The organism is Sphingomonas sp. A2-49 (genome assembly GCF_025548555.1).
GTDB lineage: Bacteria > Pseudomonadota > Alphaproteobacteria > Sphingomonadales > Sphingomonadaceae > Sphingomonas.
In genome coordinates, this window is sequence record NZ_JAJLPA010000023.1 from 15,308 (window position 1) to 30,285 (window position 14,978).

Here is a 14,978-nt window from a genome sequence, read left to right on the forward strand (position 1 = left end):
CCCAGCACCGCGGTCGTCCCGATCGCGACGGCATAGGCGGCGGCGACGAATGGCCAGGCGTTCATGCGCGCGCCATCCGCCGCATCCGCGCCTCTGCCCGGATGCGGGCGAGCGCGGCGCGCATCCGCATCAGCACGATCGCGGCGAACACCAATGTGAACCCCGCCATGGTGAAGCCGAGCGGCCACAGGATGCTGCCGGCGATGCTCGACCGGGTCAGGCCGATCGACGGCCCCTGATGCAGCGTGTTCCACCAGATCACCGAATAGCGGATGATCGGCAGCAGGACGGTGCCGGCGATGCCGTACAGCGCGGGAATGCGCCCGTCGCCGCCGCGCTCGGCATCCGCGCGAGCGAGCGCCATATAGCCGCAATAGACGAAGAACAGCAGCAGCATCGACGTCAGCCGCCCGTCCCACTGCCACCACGTGCCCCAGGTCGGCCGCCCCCAGATCGATCCGGTGACGAGGCAGATCGCGGCGAACACCGCGCCGGGCAGCGCGATCGCGCGCGCCGCGACGTCGGCGAGCGGATGCCGCCAGACGAGGAAGGCGATGCTGCTGACCGCCAGCCCGCTCCAGCCGCCCATGCCGAGCCAGGCCGAGGGCACGTGGATGTAGAGGATGCGGACGCTGTCGCCCTGGAGATAATCGGGCGGCGTCTGCGTCAGCCCGGCCCAGCAACCGATCGCGAGCAGCACCACGCCGCTCCACAGCAGCGCCGGCGTGAGCGGCCGCGCGATCCTGAGGAAGCGGGCGGGATTGGCGAGGGCATGAAGCGTGGGCACGGCGCACGAGCCTTATAAAGCTTTGCGGCCGCCGTCACCCCGTCGCAAAGGACGAGGCACCGCCGACCCGCCCCGCGGAACGGGGGCGGATCGCGGCGGTCGTCAGCCGCGGCCGATCAGGCGCTGCGCGATCGTGTCGGCGACCTCCGCGGCGGGGCGACCGGTGCGCTCGCTCTCGTCCCACACCTCGTCCAGCCGCGCCGGGATCCTGGCGATGCGCGCCATCACCTCGGCCTCGTCGCCCTGCCCCAGATATTCGAGCCCGACGTTGATGATGCCGCCGGCGTTGATGACGTAATCGGGCGCATAGAGAATGCCCCGCGCGTGCAGGCGATCGTAATCCTCGCGCGTCGCCAGCTGGTTGTTGGCGCCACCCGCGACCACTTTCGCGACCAGTGTCGGGATCGTCGCCTCGGTCAGGATCGCGCCCAGCGCGTTGGGGCTGAAGATGTCCGCCTCCACGCCCAGGATCGCGCCCGCGGCGACCGTCTCGGCGCCCAGTTCCTCCGCCAGCGCCTTCGCGCGCGCCGCATCGACGTCGGCCAGCGTCAGCCGCGCCCCGTCGCGCGCCAGCAGCCGGGCGAGCCCGCCGCCGACCGATCCGACGCCCTGCACCGCGACATGGACGCCGCGCATGTCGTCGGTCCCCAGCCCGCGCTTCGCCGCCGCCTTCACGCCCAGATAGACGCCGTGCGCGGTATAGGGGCCGGGGTCGCCGCCCGCCGCGCCGCTTTCGACCGGCAGGCCGCTGACGTAGCGCGTCTCGCCCGCGATCACCTTCATCCGTGCCTCGGACATGCCGACATCCTCGGCCGTGACGTATGTGCCGCCGAGCGAATCGACCGCGCGGCCGAACGCCTTCAGCCGGTCCTCGCCGATCACCGCGCCGGGCTCGTCGGCCAGGATCACGCCCTTGCCGCCGCCCAGCGCCAGTCCCGCCATCGCGTTCTTGAAGCTCATGCCGCGCGACAGCCGCAGCGCGTCGGTGACGGCGAGGTCGCCCGACGCATAATGCCAGAAGCGTGCGCCGCCCGCCGCGGGGCCGAGATGGGTGGAATGGACCGCGATGATCGCGCGCAGACCCGATGCGCGGTCGGTGAAGGCATGGACGCCTTCGTGCGAATCGAAATCGGGAAGATCCCACACCGAGGTCATGGCCTGCTCCGCTGCTTTTGGAAAATTGCGAAAGGCGGCAATATTATTTCTCGCCCGCTTTGACCAGCCCCGATCCTGTGGGCGGTCGGAATATGCGAGAAAATGGGGCGACCGACGGGACTTGAACCCGCAACTTCCGGCATCACAAGCCGACGCTCTAACCAATTGAACTACGGTCGCCGCGAAGGCTGCGCCCCTAGCGGGGGTAGACGCGTTGCGTCAAGCCGGAAGGCGGGCTTTTTGCGGAACGGGCGCGCGCGGGATCGGATCAGCGGATATTCGGCCTGCGGCGCCGCATGCAGAACCGGAATCGCCTCCACCCCATCGTTACCCGGACCGATGCAGGGGTTCGCTGTGCCGCCAGACGCGGTCCTGGAGGCTTTTGCCGTATCCCTGCGGCACGGTGGCCCGCGGGTCAGGTCCGGAAGCGGAGAAAACGGTCCGGCCTCCGAGCCCGATCGGCCTTAGAAGCTGCCCTCGATCGACAGGCGGTAGCTGCCCTGCCCCGGCACGAAACCCGCGGCGGACAGGCGCTGGGCCGCCGTCGGATCGGCCGGCGCGATGCGCAGCGCGGCGGTGTAGCGGCCCTGACCGGTGATGCGCAGTTCGATGCTCTCGCTGCCCGCCTGGCTGGCGAGCGGCAGCAGCAGCGCGCCGCCGTCGCACCGGGCGACGCCCGACAGGTCGGCGGGCAGCGCGATCCCCGCCGCCTCGCCGACCAGTCGCGCGCGGACGCGCCCTTCCGCCCTGTCGCAGGTGTCGTCGACGAAATGGACGGTGACGTTTTCCAGCGCAAGTTGCGTCACCGGCAACGGGGCGAAGGCGCGCCCGGTCGGCAGCGTCGCGGTCATGTCGTCGACGCCGATGCCGTGGCGGCTGAGCGTGATCGCACCGTGGAGCAGGCCGGGATCGCCGTCGAGCGCGATCCGCGCGCGCCCGATCAGCAGCGCGAGCGGCGACAGGCCGGCGTCGAGCGAACCGAGCGCGAGGTCGCCGAACCGCGCCTCGTTCAGCCGGCCGTCCCACACGCTGCCGGTGACGGTGCGCGCGCTGAACCCCTGGTCGCCGAGCCCCACCCAGCCGAGCACGAGCCGCAACGGCAGGAACATGAGCAGCGCCGCGAACATCAGCGCGCCGAACAGCGCCGCGGGGCCGGTGCGCAGGCGGATGCGCCTCACGACGCGCGCGCCCGCACGACGAAATCCGCCGCGACGCTGCCGTCGGCATTGTCGCGCCACGTCGCCGAATCGACCAGGATGCCGCTCGCTTCCAGCCCGGCGAACCACCGCGCCAGCGCCGCCGGACGCCCCGCCTGGATCGTCGCGTGGACGCGCCCGCCGGTGCCGTCCTCGACGCTGGCGAGCGCGAGGCCCGCGGCGTCGGCACGCAGCCGCAGCGTCTCGACCAAGGTGCCGGTCAGCGGCACGCGGCGCCCGGCGGAGCGGATCAGGTCGACCTCGTCCTGCGTCGCGGCGAGCCGCACAACCGCATCGGCATGCCGCTCGCGTGCGCTCGACAGGCCGTCCCGCACCGGCAGGATGATCCCGCCCCACACGATCGTCACGACCAGCAGCGCGAGCATGGCCAGGATCAGGCGTCGCTCGCGCAGCGCACGGCCGGCGAACCAGGCGCGAAGGCCGCTCATGACCGGCTCACCGTCATTTCTCCCGTCACCCTGCCGTTGGCGGACTGGAACGTGCCCGCCGTGACGGTGAAGCCCGCCGCCTCCAGCGCCCGCTTGAGATCGGTCGGCAGCGATTCGCGAGCGGCGCCGACGCCGATCCGCAACGCGCCGTTGGACTGGAATTCCAACGATGTCAGCTCCGTACCCGGCGTCGCTCGCACCGCGGCATAGACCGCCGCGACCGTGGTGCTGAAGCCCAGCCCCGGCCCGCGCACGCCCGCCAGCCGCTCGTCGAGCTGGCGGTCGACATCGGTCACCGTCTCGCCGCGCGCCAGCCCGGTCCGGCCCAGCGCATCGGCGCGCGCCTCCAGCGCGTCCGCCCCGAACGCATATTTGGCGATCCGCACCAGGTCGATGGCCAGCGTCACCGCCAGGATCGCCGCGCCGAGCAGCGCCAGCCGCCGGATCAGCGCCCAGTCGATGCCGATCCGGCGGCGCCGCGCGAACGGCCCCTGCCGCAGGTCGAGCGGCAGTGCCGCGACCGCGGCGACCAGTGCCGTATCGAGCGCCGCGCGGTCGAGCGTCGCCATCGGTGCGTCGCCGACCACCATCTCGGTCAGCCGCGCCTCGTCGGCGAACCCGGTCGTCCGGCTGCGGACCAGCGCGGTACCCGCGATCGTGCCGCGGACATAGCCGTCGTCGGGACGTGGCAGCAGCAGCGGCGCGGGCACCATCGCGACCGGGTCGATGCCGTGGACCGCCAGCTCGGCGAGCCAGCCCGCCATCGCGCCCAGCGCCACGACCGCGATCGGGCGTTCGCCGCCGCTCCCGTCCTCGCCCTCGTCGCCGGCGGCGACGTGCAGCTCGCCGATCGGCGTCGCGCTCGCCTCCGCCACCAGCAGCCGGGCGGCGGCGGTGGCCTGCGCCGGGGAGCGCGCGGGCAGGTCCGCCCAGTGCAGCGTCACCGCATCCGCCGGGGCCACCGCGACGACGGCGTCGTCGCCCGTGTCCGCGGGCAACCCATCGCCCGCGCCGATCGCACCGTCGGCGGCGATGCGCAGCCAGCGCCAGCCTTGCGTGGCGGAGGGAAGGAAGAGGAGCGTCGTCATGAGTCGTCGCCCCATTGCCGCGCCACGAGCCGCGCGGGAAGACGGCTTGCGTCGATCAATGCTCTTTCCTGCAATCCGCTGCTGCCGTTGCTGACGTCGATACGCAGCGCGAACCATTGCGAGGTGATCGCCATGCCGGCGGTTCCCGCGTCCGGCGACGCGCCGCTGCCGCCGCTGTTGAGGAACGTCTCGACGCTCGCGAAGCCCTGCTGCGGGCGGCGCAGGAGCATCCCCCGCGCCGCGTCGACCGACAGCGTGTCGGGAAACTGCATCGCCACCAGCGGCGCCTGTTCGGGGGTCAGCGTGTTGATGTTGACCGGCACCGTCGCGGCGACGGGCAGCGTGCAGATCCATGGCCGCAGCTGGGCATAAACCTCCGGCGTCATGCCATCGACGGCGCGCAACTCGCTGGGATCGGCCATCAACGTGCCGGCCGTACGATAGGGCGTCGCGCGTGCGAGGTAGACGGGATCCTCGGCGCCGCCACCCTGCTGGTCCTGATCGGTGTCGATCCAGTCGGCGGTCGCGGGCGCGATCCGCTCGGCCGCCTGCGCCGGCACGCCGACCAGCCGCATCAGCCGCGCGAACTGCACGCGCTGCGCGATGCTCTGTGTCGAGGTGTAGACATTGGGTGCCTGTTTGCTGACGAGGCTGTTGAGGTTGAAGCAATTGCCGCCGTCGGTCACCCGCGCCACTGCCAGCCCGCCGCCGGGCAGCGGCAGGCCATAGGGGCGCCCGCTCCATCCGCCCGCCAGCGTCACCTTGTCCGGGCTGGACCCCAGCATGTCGGTGACCTTCGTCGTCGCCAGTGCCTCGGCCGCGCGGGCATAGCCGCGCGCCTGTTCGCCGCCCAGCGCATTGCCGGCAAGCCGCGTCGTCAGCCGCAACCGCTCCAGCGCGGTGCCCGCCAGCACGGCGATCATCGCGACCAGCAGCAGGACGGTGAGCAGCGCAGCGCCGCGTTCGCGACTATCCACCATTGGGCGTGGCCGTCGGCGTGGGTTGCGGGCCGGGGGCGAGCGACCCGGCATAACCGGTGCCGACCAGCAGCATCAGCCGGTACGCGCGCCCGTCGGTCCGCCGCAGCGAAATCTCCGCCGCCTGCGGCAAGGCCGCGCCCTGCGTGTCGTCCCAGCGATCGCTCCACGCACCCTTGTACCGATAGCGCGCGGCGATCCCGGCGATCCGGTCGAGCAGCGCGACCGCGGGCAGCGGCGCGGCACCGTCGATCATTGGATAGGCGATGCGGACCAGCGTGCCGTCCTCGATCGCATAGGCGACCTTCTGCACGCTCGCGCGCGGGGCGGCATCGACATTGGCCCAGCCGCTGCGAACGAAGCGCATCCGGCCGTCGCCCTCTCCCGTGAACGCGGGCAGCACGTTGCCGCCCTCGTCGCGCGCCGGCCGGTCGATCGCCTGCCCCAGGTCGCCGGCGAGCAGCGCGGTGGTGCGATTGAGCGCGGCGACGTCGTCGAACCGCTTCCCCGTCGCGGTCTGCGCGCGGACGCTGAAGGTCAGGATCGCGACCCCCGCCGCCGCGATCATGCCAAAGATCATCAGCGCGATCATCACCTCGATCAGGGTGAAGCCGCGGTCGTCGCGCGTCACGACGGCGTGTCCGGCGGCCGGATCGCGGTGGTTCGCCCGAGGATCCGGCCGGTGCGATCGGTGACCGCGACGTCGATGCGGACGATGCCGGCATTGCCGGTCGCGCGCACCTGCCGCACCCAGGTCCAGCTGTGGCCGCCGTTCGCCTCGCTGCCCGTGGTCCGGCCGGCGACCGGCGGGCGGCCGTCGCTGATCGCATCGTTGGCGACGTTGCGCGCGACCAGCCCGGCGAGCAGGCTGTCGTCGAGCGTCGCCGCGCCGCGGATCGTCGCCGTCTCCAGCCGCAGCAGCGCCAGCACCGCGAGGCTGAACACCGCCAGCGCGACCATGATCTCGATCAGCGTGAAGCCGCGTTGATCGCTCGCCCGGCCGCGCATCAGCTCGCCACCCGCACCGTGCCGTCCGCGGCCATGTCGATCACCGCGCGCGCGCCGCTGCGGGTCAGCGTCACCTGCGCGCCGCGGTCGGCGAGCCCGGTCGGGTCGAAGACGATGCGCAGCCGCCCGTCCGCCTCGCCGGTCGCGGCGCTGGTGCCGTCCGACCAGCGTTCGACGCGCAGCGGCTTGTCCGCCATCGCCACCCACTGGCCCGCGGCGCGGCGGTCGAAGCCATAGCCGCCCGCGGTGACCCAGATGCTGACCGGCCGCGCCTCGACGATCGCCGCATCGTGCGCCGCCCGCGCGCGCAGCGCGAACCGTGCCGCCTCGTCGGCGACACGCCCGCGCGGATCGGGCATGTTCCATACCGCCACCGCCGCGGCGAGGCCGATGATGGTCACCACCACCATCAGCTCGACGAGCGTGAAGCCCCGCTGGCCGCGCCGTCGACGAGTACCGGATCGGATGCGCGGCGGGCGCATCCCTATTGCCAGGAGGTGATGTCGGCGTTGACGCCCTCGCCCCCGTCCTTGCCGTCGGCGCCGAGGCTCCACACGTCCGCCTCGCCATGCTGCCCGGGCGAGGCATAGAGGTACGGCCGGCCCCAGGGATCGGGCGGCAGCTTCTTGATATAGCCGCCGCGCTGGTATTCCGCCGCGTTGACGCCGGCGGGGGCGGTGACGAGCGCCTGCAATCCCTGCGACGTCGTCGGGTAGCTGTTGAGCTGGAGGCGGTACATCTCCAGCGCGCCCTCGATCGTGCTGATGTCCGACTTCGCCTTGGTGATCTTGCCCTTGTCGCCCGCGGGCAGGACGTTGAACGTCACGATCGCGGCGAGCAGCCCGATGATGACGATGACGACCATCAGCTCGACGAGGGTGAAGCCTTCTTCGCGGCGATGGCGCTGTTCGGGTTCGGTACGCATGGATGTCCTTACTGGCCTGCCAGCGTGTTGAGCTGGAGGATGGGGAGCAGGATGGATAGCACGATCGTCGCGACGATGCCGCCCATCACGACGATGATCGCCGGTTCGAGCAGCGACAGCGCAGTCGCGGTGAAGCGGTCGAATTCGCGCTCCAGATAGTCGGCGGCGCGTTCCAGCATCTCGTCGAGCCGCCCCGCCGCCTCGCCGCTCGCGGCGAGATAGGTGAGCAGCGGCGGGAACACGCCCGCGCGCCGCATCGCCGCCGACAGGCTGCCGCCGCCGCGGATCGCGTCGACGATCTCGTCCGACGCGGCGCGCAGCCGCCGGTTGTGGATCGTGCTCGCGGTCAGCGCGAGGCCCTCGAGCAGCGGCAGCCGGCTCGCCACCATCGTGCCGAGCGTGCGCGACATCCGCGCCGCGTGCAGGTCGCGCAGCAGCCGCCCGAGCAGCGGCAGCCGCAGCACCGCGGTGTCGAAGGCGAGGCGCAACGCCGGATCGCGCAGCGCATACCAGCCGCCGACCGCGGTCAGCCCCAGCGCCAGCACGATCGCCCACCAATAGCCGACGAGGAAATCGGACAGGCCGATCACGACGCGCGTCAGCAGCGGCAGCTCCTGCCCCACGGTATCGAACTGTTCGACCACCTGCGGCACGACGAACATCATCAGCGCGGTGACGACACCCATCGCCACCACCGCGAGGATCGTCGGATAGGCGAGCGCAGTGATGAGCTTGCCGCGGATCTCCGCCTGCCGCTCGAGCAGCGCGGCGAGCCGGTCGAGGATCGTCGGCAGGCTGCCCGAGCTTTCGCCCGCCGACACCATCGCGCGATACAGCGGCGGGAAGCTTCTGGGTTCGCGCGCCATCGAATCGGCGAGCCGCCGCCCCTCGACGACGCCGGCATGGACCTGCGCGACGATCGTGCGCACGCCCTCCTGTTCGGTCTGGCGGGTGATCGTGCGCAGCGATTCCTCCAGCGGCGACACGCGGTTGAGCGTCGCGAGCTGGCGGGTGAACAGGGTGAGCTGCTTGACGCTCATCCGCGCGCGGCCGAGCCTGATACCGAACAGCGGGCGGCCGGTCGCCTGCGGCGGCGCCCCGGGTTCGATGCGGACGACGTAGAGCCTGCGTCGGTCGAGGCTCGCACGCGCCGCGTCGATCGTCGCCGCGGCGACATGTCCGCGCTGCTCCTGTCCGCGCGTGTCGATGGCGAGATAGTCGAAATCAGCCATGATTGGAGTCAGCCGTCCTCACCCTTCCCACCCGGCTGCGCAGGGCGGGCCCCTTCCCTCTCCCAGTCGGGAGAGGGAGAGACGCCGAAGGCGGCGAAGGGTGAGGACGATCACACATCGTCCACCACCGCGTCGGTCGCATCGCGCCGGCTCACCCGGATCGCCTCCTCCGCCGTCGTCAGGCCGCGCCGCACCAGCGTCTCGGCCGCCTGCGCCAGATTGGGGGTGCGGGCGAAGGCGTGCGCGGCGATCGCGGTCTCGTCGGTGCCGTCGTTGATGAAGCGGCGGATCGTGTCGTCGACGCGCACCGCCTCGAACACGCCGATCCGCCCCTTGAACCCGCTATGGTTGCACTCGCCGCAGCCGACCGCTTCGTAGACGGTCGCGTCGGGTTCGATCCCGATCAGCGCGGCGACGCCGCCCGCCGCCGGCACCGGCCGCCGGCACGTCGGGCACAGCCGGCGGACCAGCCGCTGCGCGATCACCGCGCGCAGGGTGGAGGCGAGCAGGAACGGCTCGACCTTCATGTCGCGCATCCGCGTGATCGCGCCGATCGCGTCGTTGGTGTGAACCGTCGACAGCACGAGGTGCCCGGTCAGCGACGCCTGTACGGCGATCTCCGCGGTCTCGCGATCGCGGATCTCGCCGACCATCACGACGTCGGGATCCTGGCGCAGGATCGCGCGCAGCCCCGCCGCGAAGGTCAGCCCGACCTTTGGATTGACCTGCGTCTGGCCGACGCCCTCGACCGCATATTCGACCGGGTCCTCGACCGTCAGGATGTTGCGGCTGCCGTCGTTGAGCAACCGCAGCGCGCCGTAGAGCGAGGTGGTCTTGCCCGATCCCGTCGGCCCGGTGACGAGGATGATGCCGTTGGGCTCGGCGAGCGCGCCGCGCAGCAGCGCGTACATGCCGGCGTCCATGCCGAGCGCGTCGAGATCGATGCCGGCATTGTCCTTGTCGAGGATACGCAGCACGACCCGCTCGCCGGCGCGGCTGGGCAGCGTCGAGACGCGGACGTCGAGCAGCTTGCCGCCCAGCGTCAGCCCCATCCGCCCGTCCTGCGGCACGCGCCGTTCGGCGATGTCGAGCCGCGCCATCACCTTGATCCGGCTGACGACGACCGGCGCGACGTGCGGCGGCATGCGCAGCGTCTCTCGCAGCACCCCGTCGATGCGCATGCGCACGATCAGCCCGGTTTCGTACGGCTCGATATGGATGTCCGACACGCCGTTGCGCGCCGCGTCGGCGATGATGCCGTTGATGAGCCGGATCGCCGGCGCATCGTCGGCGGTGTCGAGCAGATCCTCCGCGGTCGGCAGCCCGTCGGCGAGCATGTCGAGCTCGTCGCCCATCCCCACCGCGGCGAGCGCGTTCGCCTGTCCGTCCATGGCGTAATTGTCCGACAGCAGCCGGTCGAACGCCGGCGCCTCGACGACCGCGACGTCGAACGGCCGCGCGAGATAGCGGCGGATTTCGAGCAGCGCCTTGGGGTCGGCGCCGGCGCGCATCGCGACGGTCATGTGGGTGTCGGTATCGGTATGCTGGACGACCACCCCGAACTTGCGCGCGAAGGCATAGGGGATGGCGAGCATCGGCAGGGGTTCCGAAGGCGCGTCGGCGACGGGCGGCACGAGCGCAGCGTCGAGCTCTTCGCCGGTTCGGATCATCATGCGCCGTTCCCCATACCCGCCGTCATTCCCGCGCAGGCGGGAATCCCTACGCGCAGGCGCTGCGATGGAGCCGAAGGGTTCGCCGTTATGGATCCCCGCCTGCGCGGGGATGACGGTGTCGAAGCCCGGCAGGCGCGCACCGCCTCCGTCATCCCGGCGGACGCCGGGACCCGCGGACACGACGTTACCGGCAATGGCACGCCAAGGCCGCGCCCAGCGGCCACGGACCCCCGCCTCCGCACGAATGACGCGGACGCGAAACCGCACCCCACGCCCGCCGTCATTCCCGCGCAGGCCGGAATCCCCACGCGCAGGCGCTGCGATGGGGCCGGGACGTTCGCCATTATGGATCCCGCCCGCGCACGGATGACGCCGACACGAGACCGCATCCCACCCCCGCCGTCATTCCCGCGCAGGCGGGAATCCAGACGCGCAGGTACCGCGATGGAGCTGAGGGGTTCGCCATTATGGATCCCCGCCTGCGCGGGGATGGCGGTGGTCGGGACCGGCAGACGCGCACCCTCCTTGTCGTCCCGGCCGATGCCGCGAACCCCGGATACGCCGTTGCGTGCCATGGCGCGCCACGGCGGCGTCCGCCGGTATGGCGTATCGGAGCGCGCGCGCCTCACCGGTCCCTCGGACGGATGACCTTGGTCGTATTGTGCTGGATCGGCACCGCGATCCGCGGGTCCTGGATGTTGCCCGGCACCGGCGCCGACGGGATCGGCGGCGCCGCGCCCATGTAATCGCGCACCAGCTGGTCGATCGACGGCTCCTCGTCGGGCGATTGCAGCCCCTGTTGCAGCCGCAGATAGCCGTAGCGCTGTTCCGCCAGCTTGCGGCTGTCGGCCGCGCTGCGCAGGATGGTCGGCCGGATGAAGATCATCAAATTGGTCTTGTTTCGCGATTTCGCCTTCGATTTGAACAGGTTGCCGAGCAGCGGGATATCGCCCAGCAGCGGGATCTTCTCGATCGTCCGCCGCTCCTCGTCGCTGAGCAGGCCGCCCATCACCGCGATCTGCCCCTCGTCGACGGTCAGCGTCGTCTCGATCTCGCGCTTGTTGAGGATCAGGTCGCTGTTGTCGCTCGACACCGGCCCGGCGATCGAGCTGACCTCTAGGCGCAGGTTGAGCTTCACCGTCCCGCTCGAATTGACCTGCGGGCGCGCGGTCAGCTCTATGCCGACGTTCTCGCGCTGCGTGGTGCGGAAGGTGTTGTCGAAATTGTTCGACAGCGCCTGCCCCGTGGTGATCGGGATCTCCTGCCCGACCAGGCTGTGCGCTTCCTGGTTGTCGACCGTGACCAGATGCGGGACCTGGAGCAGGTTCGACGTCGTGTCGCTCTTCACCGCATTGATGATCGCGCCGAAGATGACGTCGCCGATCTTGCCGCCGAACCCGCCGAACCCGCCCGACGAACCGATGATCGAGCTGATCGCCGACTGGGTCAGCTGGTCGGAGGCATTGTTGGTCGTCACCGTCGTGGTGACGCCGTTGGCGATCGTCGTCGTCGTGTTGCGGCCGAGCTCGCGCGCGCCGATCGCGCCGGCGATCTGGAGGATATTGGGCGCGCTGTTCGAGAAGGTCGACGCCGCGAACGCGCCGCCCGAGGGATTGGCGAGGATGAACTGCGCGCCGAGCCGGTTGACGGTCGCATCCGACACCTCGGCGACGATGCCCTCGATCAGCACCTGTTCGCGGCGGGTGTCGAGCTGGCGGACGACGTCGGACAATTGCCGCTGGATGTCCGCGGGCGCGGCGATGACGATCGCATTGGCGCCCTGGAAGCGGGTGACGACCGCGGCGGTGCGCCCGCCCTGCGTCGTGATCGCGGGCTGGCCGGTCCCGGCCCCGCCGCCGCCCGAACTCTGCTGTACCGGCGCCTGCGTCACCTGCCGCTGCTGCTGGGTGTTCGAGCCGCCGCCGGCGCTGCTGCCGAAGCCGGTCTGGGTCCGCGACAGCTGCACGTCCTGCACCGCGTCCGGCGTCTGCCCGACGAGCTGCTGGAGGACGGGCAGCAATTGCGCGGCGTCGGCATTCTCCAGGAACACGACGCGGATCTCGGTCCCGTTCTTCGCCTTCTGGTCGAGGTCCTGCGCGACCGCGACGAGCCGTGCGACGCTCGCCGCGTCGCCGCGGATGATGACCGAATTGCTGCTGTCGACCGCGGTCACCGTGGTGCCGACGCCGCCCGCGCCGGCGCCACCGCCCTGCCCGCCCGGCGCGCCGCTGGTCAGGCCCTGCAACGCCGCCGCGATCTCCTTGGCGGACGCGTTCTTGAGGCCGACGACGCGGGTCGAGGCGTTGTCGGCGTCGACGCGGCGCAGCACCTCGCGGATGCGGCGGATATTGTCGGCGAAATCGACGATGACGAGGCTGTTCGAGCCGCGATTGGCGCTCACCGACCCTTGCGCGCTGACCAGCGGGCGCACCGTCTCGATCGCCTGCGTCGCGTCGATCGCGCGCAGCCGCACGATCTCGGTGACGAGGCTGTTGCGCGCGGCGCCGGCGACGCCGACGCGGCTCGGCTGCGAGGCGGCGTTGTCGACCGGCTGGATGCGGAACGCGCCGTTGCCGGTCGGCACCGCGACCAGCCCGTTGGCGCGCAGCGTCGACAGGAACGCCTCGAAATATTCGCTGCGGCTCAGCGGCCGGTCGGTGACGACCGTCACCTTCCCCTGCACGCGCGAATCGATGATGAAGGTGCGGCCCGTCACCCGCGCGGCATCGGCGATGAACGCGCGGATGTCGGCATCGCGGACGTTGAGCGTGGTCTGGGCGATCGCCACGACCGGCAGCGCGAGCGCGGCGGTCGACAGCATCAGGGCGGGGAACAGCGTCTTCATGGATTGGGTGCGATCGTGATGGCGAGCGCCAGCGTCTGCGTGCCGCGCTCTACGGTGATGGGAATGTTGCCGCCGCCGGCGAAATCGGCGGTGACGCGGTCGAGGTCCTGCGGACCGGTGACGGGGCGCCCGCCGATCGCGGTGACGACGTCGCCCTCGCGCAGGCCGGCGTTGCGGAACAGCGCGCCGGTGCCCTGCGGCCGGACGACGAGGCCGGAGATGCGACCGCCGTCGATGCGCGGGATGAAGCCGATCTCGCTGCGGATCGCATGGCCGCCGATCGCGGGCGCGGGCGGCTGGCCGGGGGCGGGTGCGACGCCCGGAGCGAGCGGGGCCGTGCCCGGCGCCGCCCCCTGCGGGGCGTCGGACTGGACGAGGAACAGGTCTTCGGACGTCCCGCCGCGGTCGATGGTGATATGGTCGAACGTCACCGCCTTCAGCCGCACGCCGGGCTGGATCTCCTCGCCGACGCCGACGCTCCTCTGAATATTGTCCGGCCCCGCAAGGATCGCCGAGCCGCGGCCCGACGCCTCGTCGACGCGGATGCCGAACAGCGTCAGCTGCAATGCGGTGACCGTCGCCGGCCCCGGCTGCGCGCCGCCCAGGCGAAAGAAGGGATCGAACCCCGCGAGCACGTCGTACGGCCGGCCGGGCACGCTCACCTCCGCCGGGCGCCAGTCGCCGAGCGGCGACACCGGCGTCACCAGCGTCCACACCAGCCGCGCCGATTGCGTCGCCAGCCCCGCGATCAGCAGCAGCTCCGCCAGCGAATAGACGTTCACGACCGGCAGGCGGCGCAGGATGCGGCGCGTGCGCGCGTCGAGTTTCAAGCGCATGTGTCAGTCCCGTCCCGCACGTCGCGCCTACGCATGCCATGTTACGCTTTGGCGTCAAAGGGGTCAGATGCGCCGCAGGGGCCGCCGGCCGCCCCTCCCCAACCGCCGGAACGCCCGATAGGATGGCCGCCATGGACACGATTCCTTCCCTCGGCAGCGGCCTCAACGCGGGCCCGATCGTCGCGCAGCTGCTCGCCCAACCCGGCGTCCAGAAGGTCCCCAGCGCCAAGCTCGACCTGTTCATCGCGCGCGATTTCATCGGCGCGGGGCTGTGCGAGGCGCTGATCGAGCGGATCGACGCCGTCCGCCGCCCCTCGACCATCGCTGATCCCAACGGCGATTCGGCGTTCCGCACCAGCGAAACCGGCGACCTGTTCGCCGGCGACCCGGTGGTGCAGGCGGTCGAGCGCCGGCTCGCGCTGTTCACCGGCCTCGACCCCGCGCACGGCGAGCCGCTCCAGGGCCAGCGCTATGCGGTGGGGCAGGAATTCAAGGGCCATACCGACTATTTCGAGCCGCAGGGGGCGGACTATGCGCGCTACTGCGCGGTCGCGGGCAACCGCACCTGGACGGTGATGGTCTATCTCAACGTGCCGGAGGCGGGCGGCGCGACCCGCTTCAAGGCGGTCGACAAGATCGTCCAGCCGGAAATCGGCAAGCTCGTCGCCTGGAACAACCGCCGCCCCGACGGCACGCCCAATCCGGCGACGCTGCATCAGGGGATGAAGGTGCGCAGCGGCGTCAAATACGTCATCACCAAATGGTACAGGGAGTTACCCTGGGCCTGACGCCCGTCCGACGCGGCGC

The 14,978-nt window shown here is 71.4% G+C and carries 15 protein-coding genes and 1 tRNA gene; 1 reads left to right on the forward strand and 15 read right to left on the reverse strand.

The features are described 5' to 3' along the window. Nucleotides 1-61 precede the first annotated feature (61 nt). The 15 genes from ccmC to LPN01_RS15490 form a co-directional block, all read right to left on the reverse strand. A complete protein-coding gene (gene ccmC / locus LPN01_RS15420; RefSeq protein ID WP_262829309.1) occupies nucleotides 62-787 on the reverse strand; it encodes a heme ABC transporter permease CcmC in 726 nt (241 codons plus the stop codon). A 102-nt stretch (nucleotides 788-889) separates the two neighbouring features. After that, the gene (locus LPN01_RS15425) at nucleotides 890-1,942 is read right to left on the reverse strand and encodes a Glu/Leu/Phe/Val dehydrogenase family protein (RefSeq protein ID WP_262829310.1); all 1,053 of its coding nucleotides are present in this window, start codon (nucleotides 1,940-1,942) and stop codon (nucleotides 890-892) included. Nucleotides 1,943-2,045: 103 nt separating this feature from the next. Continuing rightward, nucleotides 2,046-2,122: transfer RNA gene (locus LPN01_RS15430), tRNA-His, on the reverse strand. A gap of 284 nt (nucleotides 2,123-2,406) precedes the next feature. Further along, entirely contained in the window at nucleotides 2,407-3,120 is a 714-nt protein-coding gene (gene gspN, locus LPN01_RS15435; protein ID WP_262829311.1) for a type II secretion system protein N, read from the reverse strand. After that, nucleotides 3,117-3,587 (reverse strand): type II secretion system protein M, encoded by a 471-nt coding sequence (locus LPN01_RS15440; RefSeq protein WP_262829312.1) that lies wholly within the window; start codon nucleotides 3,585-3,587, stop codon nucleotides 3,117-3,119. The genes gspN and LPN01_RS15440 overlap by 4 nt, the downstream gene beginning before the upstream one ends. After that, nucleotides 3,584-4,675 carry a type II secretion system protein GspL gene (gspL, locus tag LPN01_RS15445; RefSeq protein WP_262829313.1) on the reverse strand — a complete coding sequence of 364 codons (1,092 nt, stop codon included), beginning with the start codon at nucleotides 4,673-4,675 and terminating at the stop codon, nucleotides 3,584-3,586. The genes LPN01_RS15440 and gspL overlap by 4 nt, the downstream gene beginning before the upstream one ends. Further along, a complete protein-coding gene (gene gspK / locus LPN01_RS15450) occupies nucleotides 4,672-5,655 on the reverse strand; it encodes a type II secretion system minor pseudopilin GspK (protein WP_262829314.1) in 984 nt (327 codons plus the stop codon). The genes gspL and gspK overlap by 4 nt, the downstream gene beginning before the upstream one ends. Further along, nucleotides 5,645-6,283: a type II secretion system minor pseudopilin GspJ gene (gene gspJ, locus LPN01_RS15455; protein ID WP_262829315.1), complete on the reverse strand. Its 639-nt coding sequence runs from the start codon at nucleotides 6,281-6,283 to the stop codon at nucleotides 5,645-5,647. Before gspJ ends, gspK begins: the two co-directional genes overlap by 11 nt. Next, nucleotides 6,280-6,660, reverse strand: coding sequence for a type II secretion system minor pseudopilin GspI (gspI, locus tag LPN01_RS15460; RefSeq protein WP_262829316.1), 381 nt, complete (start codon nucleotides 6,658-6,660; stop codon nucleotides 6,280-6,282). The genes gspJ and gspI overlap by 4 nt, the downstream gene beginning before the upstream one ends. Further along, nucleotides 6,660-7,142, reverse strand: coding sequence for a GspH/FimT family pseudopilin (locus LPN01_RS15465; RefSeq protein WP_262829317.1), 483 nt, complete (start codon nucleotides 7,140-7,142; stop codon nucleotides 6,660-6,662). The genes gspI and LPN01_RS15465 overlap by 1 nt, the downstream gene beginning before the upstream one ends. Nucleotides 7,143-7,144: 2 nt before the next feature. Continuing rightward, a complete protein-coding gene (gene gspG, locus LPN01_RS15470) occupies nucleotides 7,145-7,585 on the reverse strand; it encodes a type II secretion system major pseudopilin GspG (protein WP_262829318.1) in 441 nt (146 codons plus the stop codon). 8 nt (nucleotides 7,586-7,593) lie between these two features. Next, on the reverse strand, nucleotides 7,594-8,817 hold the full coding sequence (gene gspF, locus LPN01_RS15475) for a type II secretion system inner membrane protein GspF (protein WP_262829319.1): 1,224 nt from the start codon (nucleotides 8,815-8,817) through the stop codon (nucleotides 7,594-7,596). 110 nt (nucleotides 8,818-8,927) lie between these two features. Further along, nucleotides 8,928-10,490: a GspE/PulE family protein gene (locus tag LPN01_RS15480; RefSeq protein WP_410482839.1), complete on the reverse strand. Its 1,563-nt coding sequence runs from the start codon at nucleotides 10,488-10,490 to the stop codon at nucleotides 8,928-8,930. 625 nt (nucleotides 10,491-11,115) lie between these two features. Next, nucleotides 11,116-13,335, reverse strand: a complete 2,220-nt coding sequence (gspD, locus tag LPN01_RS15485; RefSeq protein WP_262829320.1) for a type II secretion system secretin GspD — start codon at nucleotides 13,333-13,335, stop codon at nucleotides 11,116-11,118. Beyond that, the gene (locus LPN01_RS15490) at nucleotides 13,332-14,171 is read right to left on the reverse strand and encodes a type II secretion system protein N (RefSeq protein ID WP_262829321.1); all 840 of its coding nucleotides are present in this window, start codon (nucleotides 14,169-14,171) and stop codon (nucleotides 13,332-13,334) included. Before LPN01_RS15490 ends, gspD begins: the two co-directional genes overlap by 4 nt. 131 nt (nucleotides 14,172-14,302) lie before the next feature. Between LPN01_RS15490 and LPN01_RS15495 the strand changes: the two genes are divergently transcribed. After that, nucleotides 14,303-14,959 carry a prolyl hydroxylase family protein gene (locus LPN01_RS15495; protein WP_410482840.1) on the forward strand — a complete coding sequence of 219 codons (657 nt, stop codon included), beginning with the start codon at nucleotides 14,303-14,305 and terminating at the stop codon, nucleotides 14,957-14,959. Nucleotides 14,960-14,978: the final 19 nt, after the last annotated feature.

Bases quoted from the DNA above. Each gene is read 5' to 3' on its own strand.
- LPN01_RS15425 (WP_262829310.1), bottom strand. From the start codon at position 1,942: ATGACCTCGGTGTGGGATCTTCCCGATTTCGATTCGCACGAAGGCGTC.
- LPN01_RS15440 (WP_262829312.1), bottom strand. From the start codon at position 3,587: ATGAGCGGCCTTCGCGCCTGGTTCGCCGGCCGTGCGCTGCGCGAGCGA.
- gspL (WP_262829313.1), bottom strand. From the start codon at position 4,675: ATGACGACGCTCCTCTTCCTTCCCTCCGCCACGCAAGGCTGGCGCTGG.
- gspK (WP_262829314.1), bottom strand. From the start codon at position 5,655: ATGGTGGATAGTCGCGAACGCGGCGCTGCGCTGCTCACCGTCCTGCTG.
- gspI (WP_262829316.1), bottom strand. From the start codon at position 6,660: ATGCGCGGCCGGGCGAGCGATCAACGCGGCTTCACGCTGATCGAGATC.
- LPN01_RS15465 (WP_262829317.1), bottom strand. From the start codon at position 7,142: ATGCGCCCGCCGCGCATCCGATCCGGTACTCGTCGACGGCGCGGCCAG.
- gspG (WP_262829318.1), bottom strand. From the start codon at position 7,585: ATGCGTACCGAACCCGAACAGCGCCATCGCCGCGAAGAAGGCTTCACC.
- gspF (WP_262829319.1), bottom strand. From the start codon at position 8,817: ATGGCTGATTTCGACTATCTCGCCATCGACACGCGCGGACAGGAGCAG.
- LPN01_RS15480 (WP_410482839.1), bottom strand. From the start codon at position 10,490: ATGATGATCCGAACCGGCGAAGAGCTCGACGCTGCGCTCGTGCCGCCC.
- gspD (WP_262829320.1), bottom strand. From the start codon at position 13,335: ATGAAGACGCTGTTCCCCGCCCTGATGCTGTCGACCGCCGCGCTCGCG.
- LPN01_RS15490 (WP_262829321.1), bottom strand. From the start codon at position 14,171: ATGCGCTTGAAACTCGACGCGCGCACGCGCCGCATCCTGCGCCGCCTG.
- LPN01_RS15495 (WP_410482840.1), top strand. From the start codon at position 14,303: ATGGACACGATTCCTTCCCTCGGCAGCGGCCTCAACGCGGGCCCGATC.